Genomic DNA, 23,547 nt, shown 5'->3' with positions numbered 1-23,547 from the left:
GGTGGCCGAGGTAGCGCATGAACCGCGCCTGGTAGACCGCGTGGATCGGGCCGATGCCCATCGAGCCGGTCGGCACCTGCCAGAAATACGGCATCAGCTGCGCGTCCCGAGCCGCCGGGCCCTCTCTCAATCGGTCTTGCTGAAAGCCAGGAACCCATCCGTTCGCGCGTCACTCGACCGATCTGCCGGGTCTCGCTGATCGGGACGCGGAACAGCCTCGTGCACAGCGAGGGCGGCGGGCTGACGGCGGTGGTCGGGCTCGAGGACGTGGTGGTGGTGTCCACCCCCGACGCGGTGCTGGTGGCGTCCAAGGCCCATTCGGGCCAGGTCAAGGAGCTGGTCAACGCGCTGCGGGCGGCCGGCGAGCCGGAGGCGGACGCGCATCTGCGGATGTACCGGCCCTGGGGCTGGTACCAGCGGATCGACATCGGCGAGCGCTTCCAGGTGAAGCGGATCCAGGTGGTGCCGGGGGGGCGGCTGTCGCTGCAGAAGCACTTCCACCGGGCCGAGCACTGGGTGGTGGTGCGCGGCACCGCCGAGGTGACGATCGACGATCGGGTGGTTCTGGTCCACGAGAACGAGGCGATCTACCTGCCGATCGGCTCGATGCACCGGCTGGCCAACCCGGGCAAGATCCCCCTGGAGCTGATCGAGGTCCAGGTCGGCTCCTACACCGGCGAGGACGACATCATCCGCGTCGAGGATATCTACGGGCGCTAGGGCGCCCTCCACCGGCGCTCAGCGCCGGCACGGGGCCGCCCCCACGGCGCGCATACGCCCCCATATCCCTGGCCGCAGTCGCATCCCTCCAAGTCCCCAGGCCGCGCCGCAGCAGACCCGATGATCCAAGCGCCCCCCCCTCAACACGCGAGCACAGACGGCGCGGCGTCCGGATCGGCGGGCGGCGACATCGAGGGTTTCGTCGACACCTTCAGCGGCCATCGTCTTGCAGGCTGGGCCCACGATCGCAGCGCACCGGGGCGCCGGCTCCGTATCGAGATCGTCAGCGGTGACGACGTCCTCACGGTGACGGCCGACGAGGAACGCAAGGACGTGGCGGCGGCGGGCCGAAACGACGGCTTCTGCGGCTTCTCGGCAGCCCTGCATCTCGATGCCGCCGGGCGCGACCTGATCCACGTCCGGGAGGCCTCGACCGGAACCCCGCTCTCGGGATCGCCGATCGATCCCGCCGCGGACAGAGCGCCCGCCCCGCCGATCCCCTGCGGGATCGAGGGCTACATCGATTTCGTGGATGGCAATCGCATCGTCGGCTGGATCCACGATCGGACGATACCGGGGCGGCGTCTGCACGTCGCCGTCAGCGCCGGCGACCTCACGGCCACGCTCGTCGCCGACCAGTTCCGCCAGGACGTCGCCGCGAGCGGCCTGAACGACGGCTATTGCGGCTTCGAGTTCGCCTTCGACCGTCGCGCCGTCGGAAGGCGCCTGATCCACGTTCGCGAGGTCTCCCTGGGACTCGAACTCGGCGGCTCGCCGTTCCGGCCGGATCTGCTCAACCGCATTGCCACGCTCGGCAACGGCAGGGCGCTCGACCTGCTCCGCACGGAAGCGGTGCGCATCCTCTCGACCGCCGCCGGAGGCCGGTCGTGAGCGGTTTTGACGGCGGAGGCAGCGCCGAAGGTTCACGACATCGGTCGCGCCGCCAGCTCGATCAGCTCCTCGAGACGGCGCGGCCCGATCAGGACCCCGAGGGTCTGATCACGCGCTACGTCGCCTTCGAAGTGGCGCGGTCGGAGCGCCATCGGGACTTCGTTCCGGATGGCGACCTGATCGAGCGGATGCGGGTGTTGTACTGGTATCTGACGGAGAGCAACGTCTACCACCGCCTGCCCGTACCGCTCTCTCGGAGCCAGATCGACTTTCTCAACGCGCCGATGCCGCTGCTCGGATTGGCCGCGGAGGTGAGCATCGCCGCGTACGCCTTCATCACGCAGGACTTCGAGCCCGGCATCGATCTCCATGATGTCGCCGCGCTCAGGCGGGCACTCTACTGGTGGGCCGTCGAGCGCGCAGCGCAGATCTGCCCCGGCGGCGATTTGATCACGCCGGCCCAGGTCCGGGTGCTGTGCGCCGCCGACGACAGCACCGCAGCCCGCGATTTCGCGCTGACCTATTTCCTGCGCACCTACCACGCGTCGGACGCCGCCCTCCAGGCCCTGGACCTGAATTCCGACGCCGGACGCGCGACGCTGGTCGCGATCGTCCTGCTGCGCGCCCTGGAGAAGCCGCATCTCGTGCGCCTTCTGCCCTGGAACACCGTATCGCCCCTGTTGCACAGCATTGAGCGCGATCGGAGCCCCCTCCTCACGGATCTGCTCGCGGTGGCCCTGGGACAGCCGGGTTCGCCGGACTCCGCGCGCGCCGAAGGCCTGAGCGCCCGGATCCGCGCCCGATACGGGGATCACGGCCCGAATGCCCGCGCATCCCTCCGGCCTGCGCCCCTCGAAGGCGGGGCCGGCCTGCCGTTTCTGCGCGATCCCCGGTTCAGCGACGGTCCGGAAGCCGGAGTCGCGGTGATCGGCCCGACACGCGCGACGTCGGGGCTCGGCCAGGCCATGCGGCTGTCCCTCGAGATCCTCGAGAGCGCCGGCCGATCACCGGCGCAGCTCGATTTCTTCCCCGGCAATCCCGCCCCGATCGGGTTCACGGCCCGCGCGACGCCAGCGCCCCGTCTCGAACGACCGCGTCGGATCAACCTGATGCATCTCAACGCAGAGGTCGTCCCGCACGCCTTCGCCCTCCTGGATCGCCGCATCACCCAGGATTCGTACAATATCGGCTACTTCTTCTGGGAGCTCGACACCGTTCCGGAAAGCCACCGCCTCGCCCTCGATCTGCTGGACGAGATCTGGGTGTCGTCGGAATACAATCGCGAGACGTACGCGCGCGCGACCGCGACACCCGTCTACAACGTCGGCATGGCCGTGGAAGCGGTCGCCGACGTGTCTCCAATGCCGCGCGCCGGCCTCGGATTACCGGATGAGGCGTTCGTGTTCCTCGCCACGTTCGACTCGTTCTCGTTCGTCGAGCGAAAGAACCCGCTCGGCGTGCTCAAGGCGTTCCAGGCCGCTTTCCCAGCCTCCGCCGGCGAGCCGGTGGCGCTCGTTCTGAAAACGCAGAACCGGAGCCGCATCGTGAGCGCCGAGCAGCTGCGGACCTGGACGTCGATCGACGCCCTCGCTGCCCGCGACCCCCGGATCACCATCCTCGATCAGACGCTGAGCTACGACGCCCTCATCGGCCTCAAGAGGTGCAGTGACGCCTATGTCTCGCTGCACCGTTCCGAGGGCTGGGGCTTCGGCCTCCTGGAGGCCATGCAGATCGGGTTGCCGGTCATCGCGACCGGCTATTCGGGCAATATGGACTTTTGCTCGCCGCAGACGGCCTTCCTGGTCGATTACACGTTGGAACGTCCGCTCCCGACGGATTACGTCTATGTCGAGCGTGCGAGCCGTTGGGCGGAGCCGTCGATCGACGCGGCGGCCACGGCGATGCGGACCGTGTACAGCGCCCCCGCAGAGCGGCAGGCGCGCGCGACGGCTGCGCGGCTCCGGGTGCGGGAGGATTTCAGCGTCGCAGCGATCGCGCGCCGCTATGCGGCCCGGCTCCAGGCGATCGAGGCCGCGCACGGCCTGCAGGGGTAGCGGGCCGGGCATCGCGGCGCCGCGCGACGGCCGGGCCGAGCGGCGCCGCGTCCGTCAGGATCCGGCCGGCGCCTCGACCGATCCGGCAGCACCGAAGGGCCCGGGAACGGCCTCAGCGCCCGCCCCCTCCGGAGAAGCCGCCGACATTGCCCGACAACGTACTGGACGTCCCCAGGGGCAACCCGTTCACGTCGGTATCCAGATTCTGCTGCGGATCGGAGAGACCGCCGGGGGCCGGATTGAAGGGCTGGATCGGTTCCGTGGCCGGGCGACCGCCCGCCAGCGGACGCGTGACCCGCTCCGGCCGGACGCTGTCCATGCACAGATCCTGGCAGAGCGGTACCATCAGGTCGGTAGGCTGACAGATCGGCCTCGAGACGCCTTCGACGCAGGTGCAGCGACAGAGCGCCAGGGCCGGCGTCGGCAGGAGAAGGAGTGAACAGCCGAGCAGAAGCAGGCGCATGGCGACCGGTCCAAGGGCCCATTCGGGCAGGGCAAGAGTGTAGCAGCCGGGCCGTTCGTTGGCACCTCCGCGTTTCCCAATCGGGGCGCCCCCTTTCGGGGTCACGGGCCGCACGACGGCTGGTGCAGGACAGGCGCAGCGCTCCGCCGGACGCCCGGGCCAAACGCCAATCCCCGGACGAGGGGGACCTCGCGCCGGCCCGTCGCTCACCCGGTCACGGCACAGGCCCTCAGAAGACATGCACCTTGTCGAGGTGCAGGAATGCGCGTTCCGCCAATTGCAGGCGCACGTACCGGGCACGCTCACCCGCGAGCGGAACCTGCAGCGGTCGGCCATCCGCGCCCCCGAACGTGCGGCCGGCCTGATCGTGCACGCGGCGCCAGGTCTCTCCGTCGTTCGACAGGAGTACCTGCAGCGTCCGCGAACGCTCCCGCGCGCAGTCCATGCGGTTGTAGACCCGCACCTCGTTCAGGGCCTGGATCGCCTCCAGATCCACCTGCCACCAGGGGGCGTCCTCGATGTCGGTGTGAAATCCGGGCCGACCGGTCAACGGACCGTTCACCCCGCCCTGCGGCCCGTTCGCCACGTCGAAGTAGGACCACTCGCACAGGCTGCTCTGCGCCGCCGGCTTACCCGCGCTGATCACGCCCTCATAGTCCGGCAGGTTGATGCCGCCCCGCTTCGGCCGGCAATAGAACGCCTCGCCATGGCCCGCACCGTCGAGGCGCAGCCAGCGCAGGCGCAGATCGAAGCCCTTCAGGAAGGCGGTGACCTCGTCCAGCGTGCACCCGCCCTCGTAGAGCGGCGTCTCGCTGACCTCGATATAGACCCCGTCCAGGGCCGTCAGGGTCCGCGTCGCCCCCTGGAGCACCCGCAGGTCGGAGCCCTGCGCGTCGATCACCAGGAGGTTCGGCACCCGGTCCGGGCTGTGCTCGGCGACGATCCGATCGACGGTGGTCGTCACCATCCGTTGGGCACCGGTGTAGACGATGTGCGGGTGGTGCTCGGCATGGGCGCCGAGCGCGAGCAGGCTCGACGACTGGCCGCCGTTGCTCGCCACATTGAACAGGACCTCGTCACCCGCGCGTTCCGCACACACCGCACGGATCGGCCGGTGGAACGGCATGCTGGCGAGGTTGGCCTCGAGGATGGCGAAGGCCGAATCGACGGGCTCGACGTACAGGCACGGGCTCGCGCCGCTCGCCTCGTAGTCGTTCCGCTCCTGGCCCTCGTTGGCCCCGACGTGGAGAATGCTCTCCACCCAGTGGCCGTTGTGGTTCATCTGTTCCAGGGCTTCCAGCATAGTTCACTCGCAGTAGCGGATACGACATCAATCGTGCTGAGCGACGCCGTCGCCGAGCACGCTATTAGAAGGCATCAGCCTGTTTTCGTAGCCTTGATGGCCAATCCTGAAACTGTTCGTCGCGAACCGGCGAGGTGCCCCGGCATTGGGGCGAGGGCAAGGCCGCTGGCGATGCGGTGCGTTCGGCGAGCCGATCCCGGCCGTCCCCCGGAGGGAAGGGGACCGATCGCCCACGGTATCCCTGACCGATCGGCGGCCCCATCTGGACCGCTGCCCCGGATCGGATCATCAAGGCCGGGAGACAGAGAGGGGCCTGGCCGGTATCGGACAAGCGGGGACGGCTGCTCGCGGGCGGCGCAGCTCCGGCGTCCGTTCGCAGCGACCTCGGCGCGAGAACATTCAGAGCCATGCCTGTCACGATCGACGACCGCGGTGCGAACAATCAGGTCGATGCACCGGATGGGTTCCTCGAGACCTACGAGGGAACGATCACGTTCGAGGGCCACCACAACCACGTGGCGATCGGGCGTGGGTCGAGCGGCAACGGCCTGGCGATCCTGTGCCGGTCGCACGGGACGATCCATGTCGGCGACCATGTCCGCCTGGAGACGCTCCGGGTCTATCTGCTCGCCACCGCCAAGCTGATCATCGGCGAACACACCGCCTTCGTGGGTGACGCCTCGATCGCCGCGCACGAGGCGCGGGACGTCACCATCGGCCACAATTGCCTGATCGCGGGCGGGGTGAGCTTCACGGTCAGCGACATGCATTCGATCGTCGATGTGGATACCGGCGAGCGCGTGAACCCGCCCCGGCCGATCCATGTCGGGCATCGGGTCTGGCTCGGGACCCGGGCGACGCTTCTGAAAGGCACGACGATCGGAGACGGCTCGATCGTCGCCGCCAATGCCCTGGTGAGCGGCGCGGTCCCGGCCAACGTGCTGGTGGGCGGCGTCCCGGCCAAGGTCCTGCGCACCAACGTGACGTGGCGCAACGATCTGATCTGAGGCCGGACCGATCGGCCGCCACGCCTCAGTACCGCCACCTTCCCGGGGCCAACCGTCTCTGCGCTGCAAACCGAAGGGACGCCGGTGGCTTTCTTGCACGACCTGCCGATCACCGACCTGATCGCGCATTATGGCTATCTCGCCATCTTCATCATCATCACGCTGGAGAGCGCCGGTCTGCCCCTGCCGGGCGAGACGGTCCTGCTGACCTCGGCGGCCTATGCCGGCAGCACCGGCAACATCAACATCGCCGCCGTGGTGGCGATCGCGGCGACCGCCGCCATCCTGGGGGACAATGCCGGCTACTGGGTCGGCCGCCGCTGGGGCCTGCCGCTGCTGCTCCGGAAAGGCCACCTCATCGGCCTCGACCACGGCCGGCTCAAGCTCGGCCAGTATCTCTTCCGCCGGCACGGCGGGAAGATCGTGTTCTTCGGCCGCTTCACCGCGATGCTGCGTGCCTACGCGGCGGTGCTGGCCGGCGTGAACAAGCTCGATGCGCGCCGCTTCATGGCCTTCAACGCCCTGGGCGGCGTGGCCTGGGCGGCGATCATGGGCTTCGGCGCCTACCTGTGCGGACGGTCGATCGAGAACGTCATGGGGCCGGTCGGCCTCGGCCTGCTGGCCTTCGTCCTGCTCGGGGCGGTGGCGCTGTGGCTGTTCATGCGCCGGCACGAGGCCCGCCTGATGGTCGCCGCCGAGGCCGCGATCCCGGGCCCGCTCACGGAGGGGTCGACGCCGGCTTCCGCAGCGCCCCAGGGCGGCCGGGATGAGACGCCGGCGACGCCGTTGCAGCGCGGCCGTTCGGCGCAGCAGGACTTCGAGGACCAGATGGCCATGCTCCTCAGCCAGGAGACGGCCATCCCCGCTGGGGGCGCTCCGGCCGCCGAGCGGAGCCCCGCCAAGGCCGTGCCCTGGTGGTTCAAGGCCCCCCTTTGTCTCCTCCTGGCGACCGTCGGCATGGCGGCGGCGTCGTGGCGCGATGGCGTGACGGGCGGCCTCTACGGATACCTCGCCGGCCAGGTCGGCATCCTCGGCGTCGGGCTCATCCTGGCCGTGCCCGCTCTCCTCTTGCTGGTGCTCCGCCAGCGCCTGCGACGCCCGCGTCCGGCCACGGACGCCGGTGCAGGACTCCCCGGATCGACCGGCTTGGCGGCCTGACGTCGCCCCCGGACGATCCCACGCATCCCCCTCGTCCTGAGGCGCCCGAGCGCAGCGGCGGCCTCGAAGGAACCCTCCGGCCGGCCGGCGCGGGCCTCTCGGGATGAGGCAGTGGCTCGGATCACCCTCCGCCCCGGACGGGCCGGCCTATCCGTCCGCGCGGCGTCGACCGTGCCCGACAGTGGGACGAGGCCCTAGCTCTCGTCCGATGCGTCGTCGGTCGGGGCTTCGTCGTCCGACTGGGCCGGCGTGGCGATGACGTAGAAGTCGCCCCTGCGCACCGCCTCGCCCCCGGTGACCATCATGCTGAGATACGTGTTCAGCGTGTTCGCCGCCACGTCGGGCAGGCGCCGCTCGATCTCGGCGTGCGACAGGCCCTGCGCCCCCGTCTCTTCCAGAAGCGCCTTCAACCGCCCCTTCGCGGAGTTGGTCCGGGGCCCGCGGCTGCCGCGGCCGGTGGCCCGCCGGGGGCGGCCGGGGGCCTCGTCCGAGGGCTCGGGACCGGAAAAGGCGTCCGTCTCCTCCGGCACGGCGCCCTCGACGATCACCGCCAGGGATCGCTCCGCCGTCCGGAGCTTGTTCAGCTCGGTCTGGATGCGCTCGTACTCGGCCTGGAGATCAGCCCGCCGCTGACGCACATCAGCCAGGGCCTTCGCCAGCGTGTCGTCTCCTGCCATCGTCCCGTTCTCGAAAAGCTGTAGCGGAGAAGGGCTTGGCCATAAGCCGTCCGCAACGTCAATCGGTCTGCGCGAGGACGGGCAACAATCGGACGGCGCCCGCGCAGCCCGGACGGCCCCGGCCGGAACGGCCTCTCACCGTCCCGCACCGAAGTCCGGGGGGGCGACCTGTACGGCCTCCGCGGCCCGCAGCGGCTCGAGTGCGGCCGCGTATCCCGGCAGCGCGTGGAACGCGTCATGCGCCGCCTCACTCCCGAAAACGACGGTGAAGGCATGCGTGAAGCCCTGCACCCGGACCTGCGGATCCGCTTCCGGACCGAACGCGATCGAGTCGACCTCCCCGACTTGGTCGCACAGCGCGATCAGCGACAGGAGGACGGCATCGCACGCGGGCGGCGGCGTGCGGTGGTCGAAGCGCAGAAGGAGGGTGTGGCGGATCATCGGGCCGCCCCGGTTTCGACGCCGGCCGGGGCCGATATCCCGGGCCGGGCGGCCCCTCTCCGATCCTGTTGGCGGCGCACGCATTCCCCCTGTCGCCGAGGCCGGACCGACGGCGTCGAACCGCGGCCGTTCCTCACGAAATTTCTCGGTGCGATTGTGCGGAGGCCGGACAACACCCGTAGCAGTCTCGAACGTCCTTAAAGCGCGCTCCGCCGACGTGGCAACCGGCCCGGCGGCAGTGCGTGCGTCCGACGGCCCGGCGCCGGGCGTCAGTGCCGCCAGCAGACGCCCGCGCGCACGACCCGGGCCGGGTTGCCGACGATCAGGCTGTTGGGCCCGAAGCTGCCGGTGACGATCGAGCCGGCGCCGACGACCGAGTCGCGGCCGATATTCGCGCCCTTCAGCACCATCGCCCGGGCCCCGACCCAGACATGCTCGTCGACCCGGATATCCCGGGCCAGGTTGATGCGCTCGCCGGTGGCGACGTCGAAGATCCCGTGGAAATCCGAGGCGCTGAAGACCGTGTCGCCGGCGATGAGGCAGCGCGCGCCGATGCTGATCCGGCCGCCCTCGTGCGTGCTGAGGTTCACGATGCCGGCGAAGCCGACCTCGCGTCCGATGTCGATCCGTGCGCCCTCGCCGAACGCGTTCAGGCTGAGCCGGCCGATGACGCAGTCCGGACCGATCGTGACCGTGGCGTGCGAGCCGACCGCGAGGGCGATGTCGCCGCTGGTCACCGGCCCGTCGATCTCGACGCGGGCCCCCTCGCCGGTGAACAGGATGCTGCCCGTGGAGTAGCGCCGGAATTTCTCGGACAGCACGAGGGTGTTGGCGCTGAGGTTGCCTTTGATCTCGACCGTCATGCCAACCTGTTCCCGGCGCGGGGCGTGCGCGGAGATTGGTCTAGGGCCCTGCCGGTCCATGGGGCAATGATATGTCTGCCCGGGCGAGGCCGCGCCGCCACGGATCGGGCATTGTGATCGGGGGTGATTCGCGGCATCAGTCGCGGAAGACCATCGCAGTCCGGGCCGTTGGAATCGCCGTGAGCAGTCTGAAATTCGGAACCAGTGGCCTGCGCGGGCTCGTGACGGATCTCGTCGGCGGGCCGAGCTACGCCTACGCCCGCGCGTTCTTCCGATCGGTCCCGGCCGAGGGCGGCCGTCGCGAAGTCGTGATCGGGCGCGACCTGCGCGACAGCAGTCCGGGCATCGCCGCGACGGTGGCGGCCGCCGCGGCGGCGGCCGGCTTCACCGCGATCGATTGCGGCGCGCTGCCGACGCCGGCGCTCGCCCTCGAGGCGATGCGGCGCGGCGCCTGCGCGGTCATGGTCACGGGCAGCCACATCCCGGAGGACCGCAACGGCCTCAAATTCTACCGGCCCGACGGCGAGATCACCAAGACCGACGAGGCGGCCATCCTGGCGGCCCTCGGCGATGTCGCGGCCGTCGGCGCGGTGCCGGATTCCCCCCCGGCCGCGCCCGAACCCGGCGCCGTCGCGCGCTACCGCCAGCGCTACGGGGAAGCCTTCGCGCCCGATATCCTGGAGGGCCTGCGCATCGCGGTCTACCAGCAGAGTTCGGTCGCCCGCGACCTGCTGGCCGACCTGCTCGCCGGGTTCGGGGCGCGGGTGACGCCGATCGGCCGGTCCGACACCTTCGTGCCGATCGACACCGAGGCGCATCGCCCGGAGGACATCGCCTTCATCGCCGAGGTCATGGCGGCCGGCGCCTACGACGCCCTCGTGACCACGGACGGCGACGCCGACCGGCCCCTGATCGCGGACGGCGCGGGGCGGATCCTGCGGGGCGACGTGCTCGGGCTGATCACGGCGCGGTTCCTCGATGCCGATGCGGTCGTGGTGCCAGTCACCGCCGGCTCGGCCCTCGAGCGGTCGGGCGGCTTCCGGCAGGTCGTGCGCACCAGAGTGGGGTCGCCCTACGTCATCGCCGGCATGGAGCAGGCGAGGGCCGCCGGGGCGGGGACCATTGTCGGCTTCGAGGCGAATGGCGGCTTCCTGCTCGGCGCGGATGTCGTCCGCGACGGCCGGATCCTCCCCGCCCTGCCGACGCGGGACGCGATGCTGCCGATCCTGGCCACGCTCGCCGCCGCGCGCGCGGCCGGGACGTCGCTGGCGGATCTCGTGACGTCGCTCGATGCGGGCGAGATGGCGAGCGACCGGCTGCCCGACACGCCCTCGGAGCGGAGCGGCGCCTTCCTCGAACGGCTCCGCGAGGCCGCGTTCCGGGCCGACTTCCTGCGACCGGTCGGCGTGCCGCAGGACATCGATCAGCAGGACGGGATCAGGATCGGGCTGGACCAGGGCCGGACCATCCATTTCCGCGCGTCGGGCAACGCGCCCGAATTGCGCTGCTACGCGGAGGCCAGGACGGCGCGGGACGCCCAGGATCTCGTCCGGTGGGGGCTCGGGGCCGCCGCCGCCGCGATGGCGGATCGGGCCGGGCGGACGTGACGGCCGCAGCCGGTCCGGTCCGGGGCATGGCCGCATAGGCGGTCCCCGCCCCGCGGCCGGCTTGAGCCCGCGCAGCCCGAGTCGGGCCGTTTCGTGGGCTGCACCGGCAGGGATCCGATCGCGCGGCCGATGTCGTCGCGCCCGTCATGGCCCCTCCCGCCTCTGTCGCATGAGGGCCGGTCGGGCAGGTCCCGACCCTGCACCCGAACGCGGGTTGCGCAACGGTGCGGTCAGAATCGGAGCGGCACCGATACCGTTCTCGACGCATCCTCCGAGGCCGTTGCGCCGCCGCGATACACGGATCGTCTCGTCCGGCGCAGGCGCATGATTTCGCATCGACAGATCGTGCGCAGTCCACGATCATCTCCCTGATGCGTGGCGTGCCGTCCCTCGAATCGCAAGGAGCCTCTTCCGCGACGATATCCGAGGTCTCCGGCGCGTAAGTCGCCCGTTTGGTGCGCCGGGGAGACCAGATCGAGGGGTTGAGAACCCGATCCCTCGCCCGCGGGCCCCGTGAGCGACGGCCGGGACCGGCTAATACGAGTTGCCCATGTCCGATCTTCTCCTCAGCATCTGTCTGCCGACCTACAATCGGGCAGATTTCCTCGCGTATCTGCTCGGCCAAGCCGCCGAGACCTGGACGTTCAGCTTTCCCTACGAGATCCTCATCACCGACAACGCCTCGACCGACGATACCGAGGCAGTCGTGCGCAAGCACGCCGGTCTCGGTCTACCGATCCGCTACTATCGTCAAACCGAGAACAAGGGCGGCGGCCCGAACCTGCTCACCGCCTTTCATCGCGCCAGCGGGCGCTACGTCCTGTACCTCGCCGACGACGATCTCCTGGACCCGGCCGCCGTCGAGGAGGCGATGGCCTTCCTGACAGCCCATCCGGACGTTCGGGCCGCGTATGCCCCGTGGCAGCTCTACGACGATGTCGCCAAGCGGCCCGTCGGCGAGTTCTTCACCATCGACAGGGACGTGCTCTACGGACCTGGCCAGGAGGGCGAACTCCTCAACCTGATCATCGAACGCCACATCTTTCCGGAGATCGTCATCTACCGTGCCGACGCCGTACGCCGCATCATGGCATGGCCGCGTTTCTGTTTCTGGGCGTTCGTATTCCTCGCCGGCACGATCGGGCAGGGACAGATCGCCTTCCTGAAAGCGCCCTACTATCGCTCGGTGGTCAACACGTCGGTCCGGGCGAACCGGGATCAGGCCGGTATCGAGGAGGTGATGACCGGATGGGACACCTATCGCGGCGGCCTCGAATATTTTGTCTACACGATACTCCAGCGCAACGGCGTGTCGCTCGCCGATGAGAACCGGAAAGCCGTTCAGGAGATGATCGACCAGTTCATCGCCGAACGGATGAAGGTCGCCTTGCGGCTCTGGCTGGAGCGCGGCGACTACATGAACGCGCATGACATCGCCTGCCGCCTGGCCTATCGCGACCCTGCCCTGGTGCGCGACATACCCGGGATGGAGCGCCTGCCCCTGATGCTCGTCATGCAGAAGCTGGCACGCTTTGCCAACGCGGTCGGCGGGGTCGAGCGCCTGGAACTCGTCGGGGTCGACGAGGCCGCTCACCTCATGCCGCTCCTGCGCCAAGCCGGCCTCGAAGAGCGCATCGCGCTGAACGCCGGCGCCAGCCCGGCGGAGGATGCCCTGCCCGAACACACCATCGTCTTCCTGGCCCGGGATTCGGACCGGCAGACCTGCCTGGATCGGGGCTACGCTCCGAACCTCGTGATCAGCGAGCCCGAACTCTTGACGGGGCTGTACCCGCCGGCCTGAGAACCGGCGGGCATCCAGCCGGCGAGGCTGGGATCGGCCGGAAAACAGGCGCGAAAATGCGCGAGGCTGCCCTTGGCGGCAGCCAGCGAGGCCACGAGCCGCACGGCCCCCTCGCTCATCAGTTCGGCAACCGAGGACTCGAACCAGGCCCGCGCGTCGAGGCCGAGAATCTCGTGAAACGGGCGGCTGCGTTTCGTGCCCGACAGAGCGGCCCGGTAGGCATCCGCCAAAGCGAGCGCGGTGGCCGCCGGGCTATGGCGCCGGGCCGCCTCGATCCGGGCCGCAGCGCTCAACCGCGCGAGGCGGGCGGGCGCGGCCGACAGTTCGGCCATGGTCGCGACGAAGTCCTCGCCCGACCGGACGACGCGGCCGGTCTCACCGTCCGAGACGATCGCCGCCTCGGCCGGATTGCCCCAGACGATCGGGACGGCCCCCGCCGACATGGCCTCGACGAGGGCGTTCTCGCCGGTGCCGTAATGCCCCGGCGCGAGGAGGTAGACGAAGAGGTCGAGGTCAGCCAGCACATTGGCCGGCCTGTCGGCATAGCCTTCGAAACGCACGCGCCCCGGTCGGCGCATCGCGGCCGCCCGGGCGGCGACGGGACCCTGCGGATCGTGCTCCCCCCATAGGCCGACATTGATCGGGCTCTCGACCGCGTCGAGGAAATCGAAGAGCCGCGGATGCAGCTTCACGAAGTCGAGGGTCCCGATATACCCGCAGCGCAGCGGCGTTCCGGGCGTCCGGTCCGCCCGCACGATGCCGTCGAAGCCGAAGCCGCTGTTGGCGACGCCGAAGGCACCGGGCCTCGCCCGGATCTCGCCCTTGAGGTTCGGCGCGTCGAGGGAGCAGGGCGACGTGAACAGCACGTGGTCCGCGGTCTCGACCAGACGTCGGGGGATGAGCGGTGCGGCGAGCCCGGAGATGTGTGTCCAGAGCACGAGCCGCAATGCCGGCAGAATCTCGGAGGCGAGCAGACCGTAGAGGCGCGGATGGTTCCACCACTCGATCTGGACGATATCCGCCTCGGCGGCGAGGGCGGCGATCTCGGCCGGAGCCGGCGACACGTGGAGCTCGCAACCACTCGCCCGGACGCGCTCGGCATAGGTCGTGTCGCGCGGCGCCTCCAAGAGGACGTAGCTGCGCCGAATCGAAGACCCGTCCCGCCGCTCGGCCTCCATCACGGTCGCGTGCGCCTTGCCGACGCCGCCGCCGAGATGGGGCGCGATGTGGAGGATCCTCACGCGGCGATCACAGGCGGCGGGCCCGACACGGCCAGAGCGGCCCGGAACCGCTCGAGGATCTGGGGCCGATGCGCGTCGATGTTGTCGGGCAGGCAATGGCTCAATTGCCCGCACGCGTTGCAGACGGCGTTCTCGCAGCGCCGGCCTTCGAGATGCTGCAACCGCAGGTCATTCAGGGCATCCGATGACCAGATCGCCCGCAGCGAGTCCCGCCGCACGTCGCCGACGACGAGCTTACGGCCCCAGTCGAGAAAGCAGGAGCTGACCAATCCGTCGGCGTTCACCGAAATGCTGTAGAAGATGTAGGGACAGGTGTCGGTCTGGGAGATCGGCTGCTGGTAGATGCCGCCCGTGATCTTGATACCCGTATGGGCCTCGATGTCGAATTCCGGCCAGCACGGGGCGAAGTTCTCGATGAAAATGCGGTCGCAATGGTCGCCGAAGGTGTCGTAGAATTCCTGGCGCTGCGCCTGCGTGATCAACTCACCGGGGATCTTGACGACGACCTCGCACTGACCCTTGTTGGCATAGAGCCACTTCATGTTCTCGACGAAGCGATCGAAATCGAAGTCGAAGCCCGTGAAGGTGCGATACTGGGCGTTCGTCATCCCATCGACGGAGATGTTGATCTTGTCGAGCCCCGCTTCGAGCACCGGGCCGACGCGGTCCGGCGTCAGAAACGTCCCGTTCGTGGTCGTGTCGATGTACTCGACCCGCCCGCTCGCCTTCGCGTAGGCGATCATGTCGGCGAGCCGTTTGTTCAGGAAGGGCTCGCCGTCCTTGTACAGGCGCAGCACCCGGATCGGCTTCTCGAACTCGCTGAGATCGTCGATGATCTTGGTGAAGACCTCGTAGCGCATCGCGCCCTGATAGCGCCCCGTGTCGCGGATCATGTCACGGTGACCGGTCGGGCAGAACGTGCACTGAAAGTTACAGGCGCTCGCCGGATCAACGAAGACCACGAACGGGGTCGCCAATGGAATAACCGTCTCGAGCGGCGTGCGTCCCTCAAGATTGATGCGCGGCTTGATCTGGGCTTTCATGAGCGCTCTACCTTGTTCCCCGACCGGGCCTCGACGTCGCAGATCCCGATGATTGCGGCTGGATCACCCAGCCACCACTACGCACAGCCGAAATCCAATAGGCACCACGGCTAAACCCGTTGATTTCGTATAAATTCGGTTACCGAATCGTTACCGCTTCGCCGGAACAGACGAATTTTATGAGGCGGCGCGATCGCGATGCGTGGACGGCCGAAACCTGGCCTCGCCGACCGGAGGCCCGTCGCGCGTCCTTGATGAACGCTTCGGCCCTCCGGCGGCAGTCGCGCGCCGCGCGGCGGATACGATGGACAGAAGGCGTGTCCCTGTGATCGGCATCGCCGCAGCGCCGGCGAAGCGCTCGGCCGTGTCGATGGGGAGCGGCTCCGGACATCGGCACCCCGTGGCACCGGTGCTCCGGACGCATCCCGATCCGGCGCGGTGCTTATACCGGACCCTGATGCGCCCGGCTCATCGAGGTCCGCCCCCGCGACGGCGCGGCGGGGGCCGTCCGCCGGACCTCATCGATTCCGACCATCGGCCGGGCCCAGCGACACGCGGTCTGCGGCGTATCAGAGCCGGTGACGTGCGAAGAGCGTGAGGCCCTCGCCGAATAGGGCATGCGCGTGCAACGTCACATCGAAGCAGCCGAACGATGCGAGGTAAGGCGGGATCTTCCGGTACGAAACTTCGTCATGCGACAGGTTCACGAGCAGGTCGCAGGGCACGTCGCGCAACAGGCGCTCGGCACCGCGCAGGGCCGGGAACTCTGCGCTCTCCACGTGCAGCTTGATCAGGACCCGACCGCCGCCGGCCGCATCCCGACCGAACAGGGTCTCGTCGAGGGTGTCCAACGTGCAGGTCTGAACCGGCATGACGGCCGGGTGGGCGACACGGGCGTCCACCAGGCGCGCGGAGAAGAGGCCATTGGCCAGGAACGGTTCGGTCCCCTCACGATCGCTGACGGCCTCCGGGCGCAGGTCGAAGACGCCACCCGCCCCAGTGTCGACCTCCGGCATCCGCGCGGCGCAGACCTGGAAGCGTCTCGGATCGGGCTCCAGGGCGACGAACCGCGAGAAGGTGACGCCGGAGCGGGCAAGGCTGGCGGGTAGGCTGAGATCGTAGGAGCCACAATCGTAGACACACCGGTAATGCGTGCCGGCCCGCCCGCGCAGGCGCAGATCGTATTTCCCGTCCTCCCGACAGATCGGGTAATCGCTCACCAGACGACGCTCGTAGCGCCAGGCGCTCGCCGCCTCGCAGATGCCGCGGGAGACCGCATCGGCGTAAGCGTCCGGAAGCCGGGCGACGTCGGCCAGGATGTCCGGCGGCGGGGACAGGTTGCGCCAGCCGTTGGTGAATGTCTCGGGCGTGTACTCTTCGAGCAGGTCGTAGGCCGTCAGAATCTCGGCTTGGCCGACCTGCTCGAGGCAGGCGCGGATATCCCGGGCGGACATCTTGAAGGCACTGACGAGATAGGCCACGCCCGCGACGGGATGATGTCCGGCCAGATCGCGTATGGCGATACCGCGCAGCGTCCCGGTCTTGTGCGAATCCAGTATGAATTCGGGGCGCGCCACGTGATCGGGCCACAGATCGAGCGCCATCTCACAGAGTTGCCCGGCGCCGATGAGGGCGTAACGCCCGCCTCGCAACGTTCGCTTCAGCGCGACCTCGGAAATCGTCATGCCCTGGCACTCAATGCAAAGTCGATCCGCGCGACGCGGCGGCCTCACAGGGCCGCATGGATATCCCACCACTGCGTCCGAGGCGCGAGACGTCGGCCGGCTCGATCCCGCACGGTCCGCGCATAGTGCTCGATGAAGTCGTCCTTCGGTCGCCACGGGCCGGGGAGGGCATCGGCATAGGGGCCGGACGCGCCCGGCGGAAAGTTCGCCCCGGTGGTCTCATCGCGGAGGCTCGGGACGATCGACTGATCGGACAGCTTGAAGGCCGTGTACCCGGCGGCGCCCAATGTGGAAATGTAGTCAAATCCGAAGCGGCAATCTTCGACGCTCACGAAAGCCGGACGTTCAGCCAGTTGGTCGAGCTGGCAAAGGGCCGTCAGATCGGCGCCCTCGATATCGATCTTGAGATAGTACGGCACTCCGAACGCCGCACATAGATCACGGAGGTTGATCGTCTCGATCGGCATGGCTTCGACGCGACTGTCCTCGCGGCCCGCCCAGCCCGCGTCGATGCTGCTCCAGTGATCGTTGTCGGCATTCACGTAGAACGTCACCGACCCCGGCTCGTCCCAGACCGCGCGATTCAGAACGGCAAGCCTGCGCGCCGAAATCTCGGCCGCGAAACGCCGCTCCGCGGCCTTTACCAAGGTGGGATTGGCCTCGACAGCCACCACTCTGAAGCCCTGCCTGAGATAGTAGGCGGTGTCGTCGCCGTTGTTCATGCCCAGGTCGACGACCAACCGATCAGCATTGGAACGTTGCATGGGCGCACACGGCTTTCCTGTGAAGTCACGCACCGGCTTCGCCCCGCGTCGCACGCGAGCGTCGGATGGACGGGCGCGCGGCCCGGACCCTCCGCATATCATCTGCCGGCCACCCGGCCGCCGGAGGCGCCGCCGCAGGCGGCCGAAGCGGGCAGGTCTCTCGAACCTCGTTCCGAGCCCGGCGATCGCGTTCGGCTCAGCCCGGCGATGAGCTCCGATGTTCAGGATCTTCCGACGCGCCGATCCTCATGCGGCGAGCGCCGGCCGCCCGTCCCGACCGTGAGCCTGATCCATGATGGCGCCGATCCGCTCGCCGACGGCGATCGCGATCGCCACCGAGGCCGGCCCTTCCAAACCCTGCCGGCAGATCCGGCCGAGGACGTCGGTCACCCGCTGCTCCATGGCACCGAGGATCGCCGCGGCCGCCTGCGGCTGCGCACCGCGGAGCACGGCTGCGAGGTCGCAATATGCGTCGTGAAGAAGCTGCAGCGTCAGGCGCTCGACCGCTTGCTCATCCTCCTCCGTCAAGACACGCATCAGGCGACTCTCCCGCTCGTCGCCGAGAGACTCGCCCGGAGCCGTTAACAAGACGTAAAGAGGCGGGCCGGGAGGGAGGGATCGGCTAACCATGCCGGTGCGCCATGCGCCCGACGGGACTGTCTCCGGAGCACGGCCGCGTCGCGCCGGCGGCAGGGTTACGTCGTCGCATGGCCGAACTTGCCGGAGCGCGTCGCGTAGACGATCGCGTGGAATGCGGCGGGCCCTCGATCCGTCGGACCCATGACACCCTCCACCGCGGAAGCTTCGCCATGCGCATCCTCATCGCCGCCGCCCTTTGCCTGTCACCGGCCCTCGCCACGCCCGTCCTGGCCCAGGTGCAGCAGAACAATCCCAATGGCGCGAACCAATCGATGGAGCGCACCGGCCAGTTGCGCGCCCTGCAGCAGGACCAGACCACCCAGACCGACATGCTCCGCATGGACAGCCAGCGAAACCTAGCCGCGGAGCCGGCCCCGAATACCGGCCCGAACGCGATCGGCCCCATCGGCCGTACGGGGGTGATCGGACGCTGAGGGCCGCGCCCTCGGGAAGCCGGCTCCGGGGCGGGCGCCTCAGCCGGCCATCCCACTCTGTCGCGGGTGCAACCACGGCATCCGCCTGACGGGGCGGATCGGAGGGCGGATGGGCGGCACGGCTTCGCCCCATCGGCACGCAGATTGGCTTCGAAGGGGCTTGGATCGGCGTGCTTCAGTCACGGCGATGCCGCACGCACACATCAACCCCGCATCGCCCTTGCGCGCGGTCGGCGTCTCAACGGGACAGCGGAACACGCTTTCCCGTGCCCGGACGACGTCCCGTCCGACGCGGATTTGCAACGTTCCGTCAGGGGCCATCTTCGTGCTGATGAAACTCTGCCCTGGCCGGCAAAAAGTAACCGTTTCCTCTGCGCCCGCTCTGTCGGCCCCGGCGGACGCGATGATCGTCGCCATACGCATCGCACGGGGCTTTCATCGTGAAGTCAATTTTTGCGATTACTTCCGATCAATCCTGAGATATCGTTTCGGCTGAATATGATATCACACTGTTCCAAGGGGATTTCGGAAATCCTGACTGGAACCTTACCAGCAGTCCAGTTGAAATAGTACGTCTCGCTATAGTCGTTATGCACAGCGTATGCCAAAAACCCGTGCGATTTCAATGTATCGAAAATGTAGTTTCGGTCTTCTGATTCTGACGCTATCTCACAGATAATTTTCAGATCTTTGGGAAATAGTTCTATATTTGACATTATATCCCGCAAAACTTCGGCTTCCGCTCCCTCGATATCAATTTTGATCAATGATATTTTTCTTAGTTTATCGTGAGAAATAATATGTGTGATTGGCTTGGCCGCCACCTTGCCGATCGACGTAAATCCCCTTTTGCTGACTGTTGTACTTTCACCGAGGCTTTTCTGAGGTCCCGTAAAAAATTCGATTTCTTTCTCTAGATCACTGACCGCAATATTTATTGTCGTGACATTGTCGACAGAGTTGAGTTCGACATTTTTATTTAGCAGCCGAAATATATTAGGGTGCGCTTCGATCGAAATAACTTCCCCAGTCCGTCCAACTATCTTGCTCGCAAGCAATGTATAGTATCCAATATTTGCACCAACGTCGACAAACAAATCGCCCGGTTTCAGCATCTTTGAAATGGCCGCCGAGACATCCGGCTCCCAAACGCCGAAATTAAATACTGCCCGCTGAATGAAGTCAGTTGTGTTAGTGTATATTTTAAAACCATATCTTGTTCGCGTTATAAATGATATTCCAGTTCTTTTAAGAAAATAGTTTATCAGTAGATATAAATTTTTCTTTCCGAAGGGAGCATTTCTATAAATTAACTCCAGCATTCGAATCTTGCCTCAGTTACAGCATTGGACATAAGACGCAGCATATTGCGTATTTCACTCAACATTGCAAGCAACAGTTCAATTATTCAGGACGCTATTTGAGCGTCTCAAGCAGCCGTCCCGATCTGTCGCGTGTGCGAGCCCGAATTCCACCCGGCAGTCCGGGCGCAACCGCCGCGGCCGGGCGCGTGCCTGGCACCTGCGGGTCGGCGGCCCTCGGCAGGCGTTGCCTGCGGGCTGTCCGCGGCGCTGGATCGACACGAGTCTATTCACGGATCTGATACGGGTTCTGACCCGGCGACGGCGTTGCGGACGCCGGCCGGAACCAGGGCGGGCGATCATCGAACGCGCATCCGGCTGGCCCAGCCGCCGGGGTGGGCTCTTACGCGAGCGCGCCGGGCGCCTCGGCTGCATCGCCCGTCGCGGGGCCACCGACGCTCTCAACAATCCTACCGGGAGGGCAGGCGCTCAGATGTCCGGGAGGCGCCGCCCCTTCACGACCACCCGCGGCCAGCGATCCAGGCCGATGGGCATCAGGACGGCGATCTGGTGCGGTACCTCGGCGTCGCCCAGGAGGCTCCTGAGCGAGATCCGGCAGGCCTCCTCGAGTTCGGCCCGGCTGCGTGCGCCGGACGTCTTGATGTCGGCGATCAGAAGGGCTGCGATCTCCTGGGCGAAAGCATCCTCATCCCACATGCCACTCTCCCACTTCGATGCGGAGCAGCATAGGTCCGCGCGGCCTTTCCCGGTATCGGTACAGACTTGCGCGCCCGCGCATTGACTGTGGATACTTGCACCGCCGGATCGCGGGATTGCCGAACCTTTCCAGGGTCACTGATCCCGGCCGGCGGGAATCTTACGCTTCGCGGGGCCCCGGCGGCACGGCAGAGCTTTGCCCGAGAATGCTCATCAACCGTAGCGGTATAAAAGTAACGTTTAAGTCACATTTGAACATATACTGGTGTCCGACGACGAATTCACGTGGACGTGCCGATGATCTCGTTGGGACGCCTCCATGGCTGGCTCCGCTCAGCCCGAACGTGGCTCGCATTCGGCATTCTGGCGCCGATCGGCATGGTCGCGCTCTCCGGGGTGATGCTGGCCGACCTGCGTCAGGATGCCTGGGACAGGGCCGAGCAGACGTCCAGGAACCTCGTGCAGGTCCTGGAACGCGACATCGCCCGCAACATCGAGATCTACGATCTCTCGCTCCGGGCCGCCGTGGAGAACCTGGCTGCACCCGGTCTCGCGGAGGCCGGCCCGCGGCTGCGCCAGCTCATCCTGTTCGACCGCGCCGCGACCGCCCGGGACATGGGCGTGATGCTGGTCATCGACGAGCACGGCCAGATCCTCGACGACATCGGCGCCGTGCCGCCGCGGCAGGGCAACTACGCGGACCGCGCGTATTTCAAGGTCCACGAGGACCATGATGGGCTGGGCCTCTATGTCGGCCGCCCGATCGTCTCGCGCCTGACCGGCGAGCCGATGCTCCCGTTCAGCCGGCGCATCAACAAGCCCGACGGGCGCTTCGGGGGCGTGGTCCTGGGCAGCGTGAAGCTGTCCTATTTCACGCATCTGTTCAGCGAGATCGACCTCGGTCCGCGCGGCGCGATCAACCTGTACCTGACCGACGGCACCCGCCTGATGCGCTATCCCTACGAGGCCGCGGACCTCGGGGCGAACATCGCGAAGGCTGCGACCTTCAAGCGGTTCATGCGCGAGCGACAGGGCCGTTTCGTCAGCACCTCCGTGCGCGACGGGATCGAGCGCGCCTACACCTTCACGCGGATCGGCGCCCTCCCGCTGATCCTGAACGTCGCCCTGGCCACCCAGGACGTGGAGGCCGATTGGTTGGCGAAGGCGGTCGTCATCGGCGGCATCGTCCTGGTGCTGTGCGGCCTCACGATCGCGCTCTCGTTCCTGTTCGGGCGGGAGTTGCGCCGCCGCGAGGCGGCGCAGGACGCCCTGGCCGCGCTGTCGCGCACCGACCCCCTGACCGGCCTGCCGAACCGCCGCTGTTTCGAGGACCGGTTCGCCCGGGCCGCGGAGGCGGCGCGACACGGCGGCCAGCCGCTGTCGCTGCTCATCGTCGATGCGGACCATTTCAAGCGCTACAACGACCGGTACGGGCATCCGGTGGGCGACGAGATCCTGAAGGGTCTGGCCCGCAGCCTCGCCGCGAGCGTGCACCGTCCCCAGGATCTCGTCAGCCGCATCGGCGGCGAGGAATTCGCCATCCTCCTGCCGGATACCGACGCGGCCGGCGCCGGGCGCATCGCCGACAGGGTCCATGCCGAGGTCGCCGCGCTGGCGGTCGGGTCGGCGGGGATCGGAGCGGGCGCCGTCACGGTGAGCATCGGCCTCGCCTGTATGGGGCCGGACGGCGGACGCGGCGCGGCGCCGCCGGACCTGTACCGCTTGGCAGACGGCGCCCTCTACGAGGCGAAGCACGGCGGTCGCAACCAGACCCGCATGGCCGCCGCGCAGGCCGCGGCGGCGCCGTCCCAGCGGGGCCCTCTGCAGCTGGTGAAGACCTCCTGACCGCACCGCTCAGGATGGCGACCGCCCGCACACGGCGCGGTTCGCGCGGATGGATCTCAGTCCCGGGCCCTTTACCGGCCGAGGCGGGCCATCAGGCGCGGACCGTAGGCGTCCCACACGATGTGCGCGACATAGGCGGACTGGAAGGTGACGATGACCTCCCAGTCACGATGCAGCACCTTCAGGATAGTCCGATCATGGATGGCGCCTTCGACACCCAGGGCGACGGCCAGGACCGTGCTGATGGCGAACACGCCGAACCACGAGAACTCACGGGCGGCGACGAGGCCCAAAGACGCGATCACGATGAAGAGCATGCGGGCCGCCGGACTGCCGATTCGGTCTGCTTAGGTAGACTACTCCGCTGAAGCTTAGCAAGCATGTCCAATACTGCAGCGCACCATCAGGACGGCATCAGGTCAACCAGGCCATACGTCACCGCGGTGACAATCATGGTCCAGACAAGCAGAAAACAGGTCCGGAACGAGAATGCGGCCGACACGGGCAAATGCGCGTACCAGTTCCGGACCCTGCGGAACGATCCTGAAATTGAACTGTGCCATGCCCTGTCGATCATTGGCGCGAACTCGACGGCAGCGCTGACGTAACAGAGTGTTTCCAGCAGCTTAGGCCAGTCCCAACACTATCGTCCGGACGACCGGATGAATGCGACATTTCGCACACAGAGCGCAAGTTCCGCTCGGCCTCGGGCGGGGCGAGCGCGGATTGCCGGGCCGGGTGGGCCGCACCGGTCGGGCAAGGCGCGGCCAACCTCAGTGGCGGTATCGTTCGGCGAGCGCCATGAGCGCCTGGGCGAGTTCGGTGAGGTTGGCCGAGGCGGTCTCGACCTGGCGGGTGCCGGCCGCGGTCTGCTGGCTGGCCTGCCGGATGTT

At 67.8% G+C, this 23,547-nt stretch carries 20 protein-coding genes and 2 pseudogenes; 9 read left to right on the top strand and 13 right to left on the bottom strand.

The features are described from left to right. Positions 1-186 precede the first annotated feature (186 nt). The 3 genes and pseudogenes from MKK69_RS10220 to MKK69_RS31195 all read left to right on the top strand — a co-directional run. Positions 187-720, top strand: a pseudogene (locus MKK69_RS10220) (cupin domain-containing protein); the annotation flags it as partial. Between the two features lie 120 nt (positions 721-840). Continuing rightward, positions 841-1,611: a hypothetical protein gene (locus MKK69_RS10215; protein ID WP_243967683.1), complete on the top strand. Its 771-nt coding sequence runs from the start codon at positions 841-843 to the stop codon at positions 1,609-1,611. After that, positions 1,608-3,665 carry a glycosyltransferase gene (locus tag MKK69_RS31195; protein WP_243967681.1) on the top strand — a complete coding sequence of 686 codons (2,058 nt, stop codon included), beginning with the start codon at positions 1,608-1,610 and terminating at the stop codon, positions 3,663-3,665. Before MKK69_RS10215 ends, MKK69_RS31195 begins: the two co-directional genes overlap by 4 nt. Before the next feature lie 112 nt (positions 3,666-3,777). Here the strand turns inward: MKK69_RS31195 and MKK69_RS10205 are convergent, their stop codons facing one another. Both MKK69_RS10205 and MKK69_RS10200 read right to left on the bottom strand, forming a co-directional pair. After that, positions 3,778-4,128 (bottom strand): hypothetical protein, encoded by a 351-nt coding sequence (locus MKK69_RS10205; protein WP_243967679.1) that lies wholly within the window; start codon positions 4,126-4,128, stop codon positions 3,778-3,780. A gap of 229 nt (positions 4,129-4,357) precedes the next feature. Beyond that, positions 4,358-5,431, bottom strand: a complete 1,074-nt coding sequence (locus MKK69_RS10200) for an FkbM family methyltransferase (RefSeq protein ID WP_243967677.1) — start codon at positions 5,429-5,431, stop codon at positions 4,358-4,360. A 407-nt stretch (positions 5,432-5,838) separates the two neighbouring features. On the opposite strand from MKK69_RS10200, the gene MKK69_RS10195 reads away from it, so the two are divergent. Both MKK69_RS10195 and MKK69_RS10190 read left to right on the top strand, forming a co-directional pair. Further along, positions 5,839-6,438, top strand: a complete 600-nt coding sequence (locus MKK69_RS10195) for an acyltransferase (RefSeq protein ID WP_243967675.1) — start codon at positions 5,839-5,841, stop codon at positions 6,436-6,438. A gap of 84 nt (positions 6,439-6,522) precedes the next feature. After that, a pseudogene (locus MKK69_RS10190) lies at positions 6,523-7,161 on the top strand (DedA family protein); the annotation flags it as partial. A 629-nt stretch (positions 7,162-7,790) separates the two neighbouring features. On the opposite strand, the gene MKK69_RS10185 reads toward MKK69_RS10190, so the two are convergent. The 3 genes from MKK69_RS10185 to MKK69_RS10175 form a co-directional block, all read right to left on the bottom strand. After that, positions 7,791-8,273, bottom strand: coding sequence for a hypothetical protein (locus tag MKK69_RS10185; protein WP_243967673.1), 483 nt, complete (start codon positions 8,271-8,273; stop codon positions 7,791-7,793). Between the two features lie 135 nt (positions 8,274-8,408). Further along, positions 8,409-8,714, bottom strand: a complete 306-nt coding sequence (locus tag MKK69_RS10180; protein WP_243967672.1) for a Dabb family protein — start codon at positions 8,712-8,714, stop codon at positions 8,409-8,411. Positions 8,715-8,983: 269 nt separating this feature from the next. Then, positions 8,984-9,577 (bottom strand): acyltransferase, encoded by a 594-nt coding sequence (locus MKK69_RS10175; protein WP_243967670.1) that lies wholly within the window; start codon positions 9,575-9,577, stop codon positions 8,984-8,986. Positions 9,578-9,750: 173 nt separating this feature from the next. On the opposite strand from MKK69_RS10175, the gene MKK69_RS10170 reads away from it, so the two are divergent. Further along, on the top strand, positions 9,751-11,184 hold the full coding sequence (locus tag MKK69_RS10170; protein ID WP_409564793.1) for a phosphomannomutase: 1,434 nt from the start codon (positions 9,751-9,753) through the stop codon (positions 11,182-11,184). Between the two features lie 550 nt (positions 11,185-11,734). Further along, positions 11,735-12,985 carry a glycosyltransferase gene (locus tag MKK69_RS10165; RefSeq protein ID WP_243967666.1) on the top strand — a complete coding sequence of 417 codons (1,251 nt, stop codon included), beginning with the start codon at positions 11,735-11,737 and terminating at the stop codon, positions 12,983-12,985. On the opposite strand, the gene MKK69_RS10160 is transcribed toward MKK69_RS10165, so the two are convergent. The 5 genes from MKK69_RS10160 to MKK69_RS10140 form a co-directional block, all read right to left on the bottom strand. Continuing rightward, entirely contained in the window at positions 12,922-14,226 is a 1,305-nt protein-coding gene (locus MKK69_RS10160; RefSeq protein ID WP_243967664.1) for a glycosyltransferase, read from the bottom strand. The two genes, MKK69_RS10165 and MKK69_RS10160, sit on opposite strands and share 64 nt — an antisense overlap. Continuing rightward, positions 14,223-15,269 carry a radical SAM protein gene (locus MKK69_RS10155; RefSeq protein WP_243967663.1) on the bottom strand — a complete coding sequence of 349 codons (1,047 nt, stop codon included), beginning with the start codon at positions 15,267-15,269 and terminating at the stop codon, positions 14,223-14,225. The genes MKK69_RS10160 and MKK69_RS10155 overlap by 4 nt, the downstream gene beginning before the upstream one ends. A gap of 569 nt (positions 15,270-15,838) precedes the next feature. Next, positions 15,839-16,954, bottom strand: coding sequence for a hypothetical protein (locus MKK69_RS10150; protein WP_243967661.1), 1,116 nt, complete (start codon positions 16,952-16,954; stop codon positions 15,839-15,841). Between the two features lie 44 nt (positions 16,955-16,998). Further along, positions 16,999-17,718 (bottom strand): FkbM family methyltransferase, encoded by a 720-nt coding sequence (locus MKK69_RS10145; RefSeq protein ID WP_243967658.1) that lies wholly within the window; start codon positions 17,716-17,718, stop codon positions 16,999-17,001. Positions 17,719-17,964: 246 nt separating this feature from the next. Continuing rightward, positions 17,965-18,255: a hypothetical protein gene (locus MKK69_RS10140; RefSeq protein ID WP_243967656.1), complete on the bottom strand. Its 291-nt coding sequence runs from the start codon at positions 18,253-18,255 to the stop codon at positions 17,965-17,967. Between the two features lie 272 nt (positions 18,256-18,527). Between MKK69_RS10140 and MKK69_RS10135 the strand changes: the two genes are divergently transcribed. Beyond that, complete coding sequence (locus tag MKK69_RS10135; RefSeq protein ID WP_243967654.1) at positions 18,528-18,791, top strand: hypothetical protein; 264 nt, start codon at positions 18,528-18,530, stop codon at positions 18,789-18,791. Between the two features lie 446 nt (positions 18,792-19,237). Here the strand turns inward: MKK69_RS10135 and MKK69_RS10130 are convergent, their stop codons facing one another. Beyond that, on the bottom strand, positions 19,238-20,113 hold the full coding sequence (locus MKK69_RS10130) for an FkbM family methyltransferase (protein WP_243967652.1): 876 nt from the start codon (positions 20,111-20,113) through the stop codon (positions 19,238-19,240). 468 nt (positions 20,114-20,581) lie between these two features. Next, positions 20,582-20,809 carry a hypothetical protein gene (locus tag MKK69_RS10125; protein ID WP_243967650.1) on the bottom strand — a complete coding sequence of 76 codons (228 nt, stop codon included), beginning with the start codon at positions 20,807-20,809 and terminating at the stop codon, positions 20,582-20,584. A gap of 297 nt (positions 20,810-21,106) precedes the next feature. Here MKK69_RS10125 and MKK69_RS10120 point away from each other — a divergent pair, with 297 nt between their 5' ends. Then, positions 21,107-22,654, top strand: coding sequence for a sensor domain-containing diguanylate cyclase (locus MKK69_RS10120; RefSeq protein WP_243967648.1), 1,548 nt, complete (start codon positions 21,107-21,109; stop codon positions 22,652-22,654). A 71-nt stretch (positions 22,655-22,725) separates the two neighbouring features. Here the strand turns inward: MKK69_RS10120 and MKK69_RS10115 are convergent, their stop codons facing one another. Further along, positions 22,726-22,971 (bottom strand): hypothetical protein, encoded by a 246-nt coding sequence (locus tag MKK69_RS10115; RefSeq protein ID WP_243967646.1) that lies wholly within the window; start codon positions 22,969-22,971, stop codon positions 22,726-22,728. Positions 22,972-23,547 lie beyond the last annotated feature (576 nt).

This window comes from Methylobacterium sp. J-026 (assembly GCF_022829585.1).
GTDB lineage: Bacteria > Pseudomonadota > Alphaproteobacteria > Rhizobiales > Beijerinckiaceae > Methylobacterium.
Note: the sequence above shows the minus strand (reverse complement) of the source record. Positions and strands in the feature narration are given on the sequence as shown.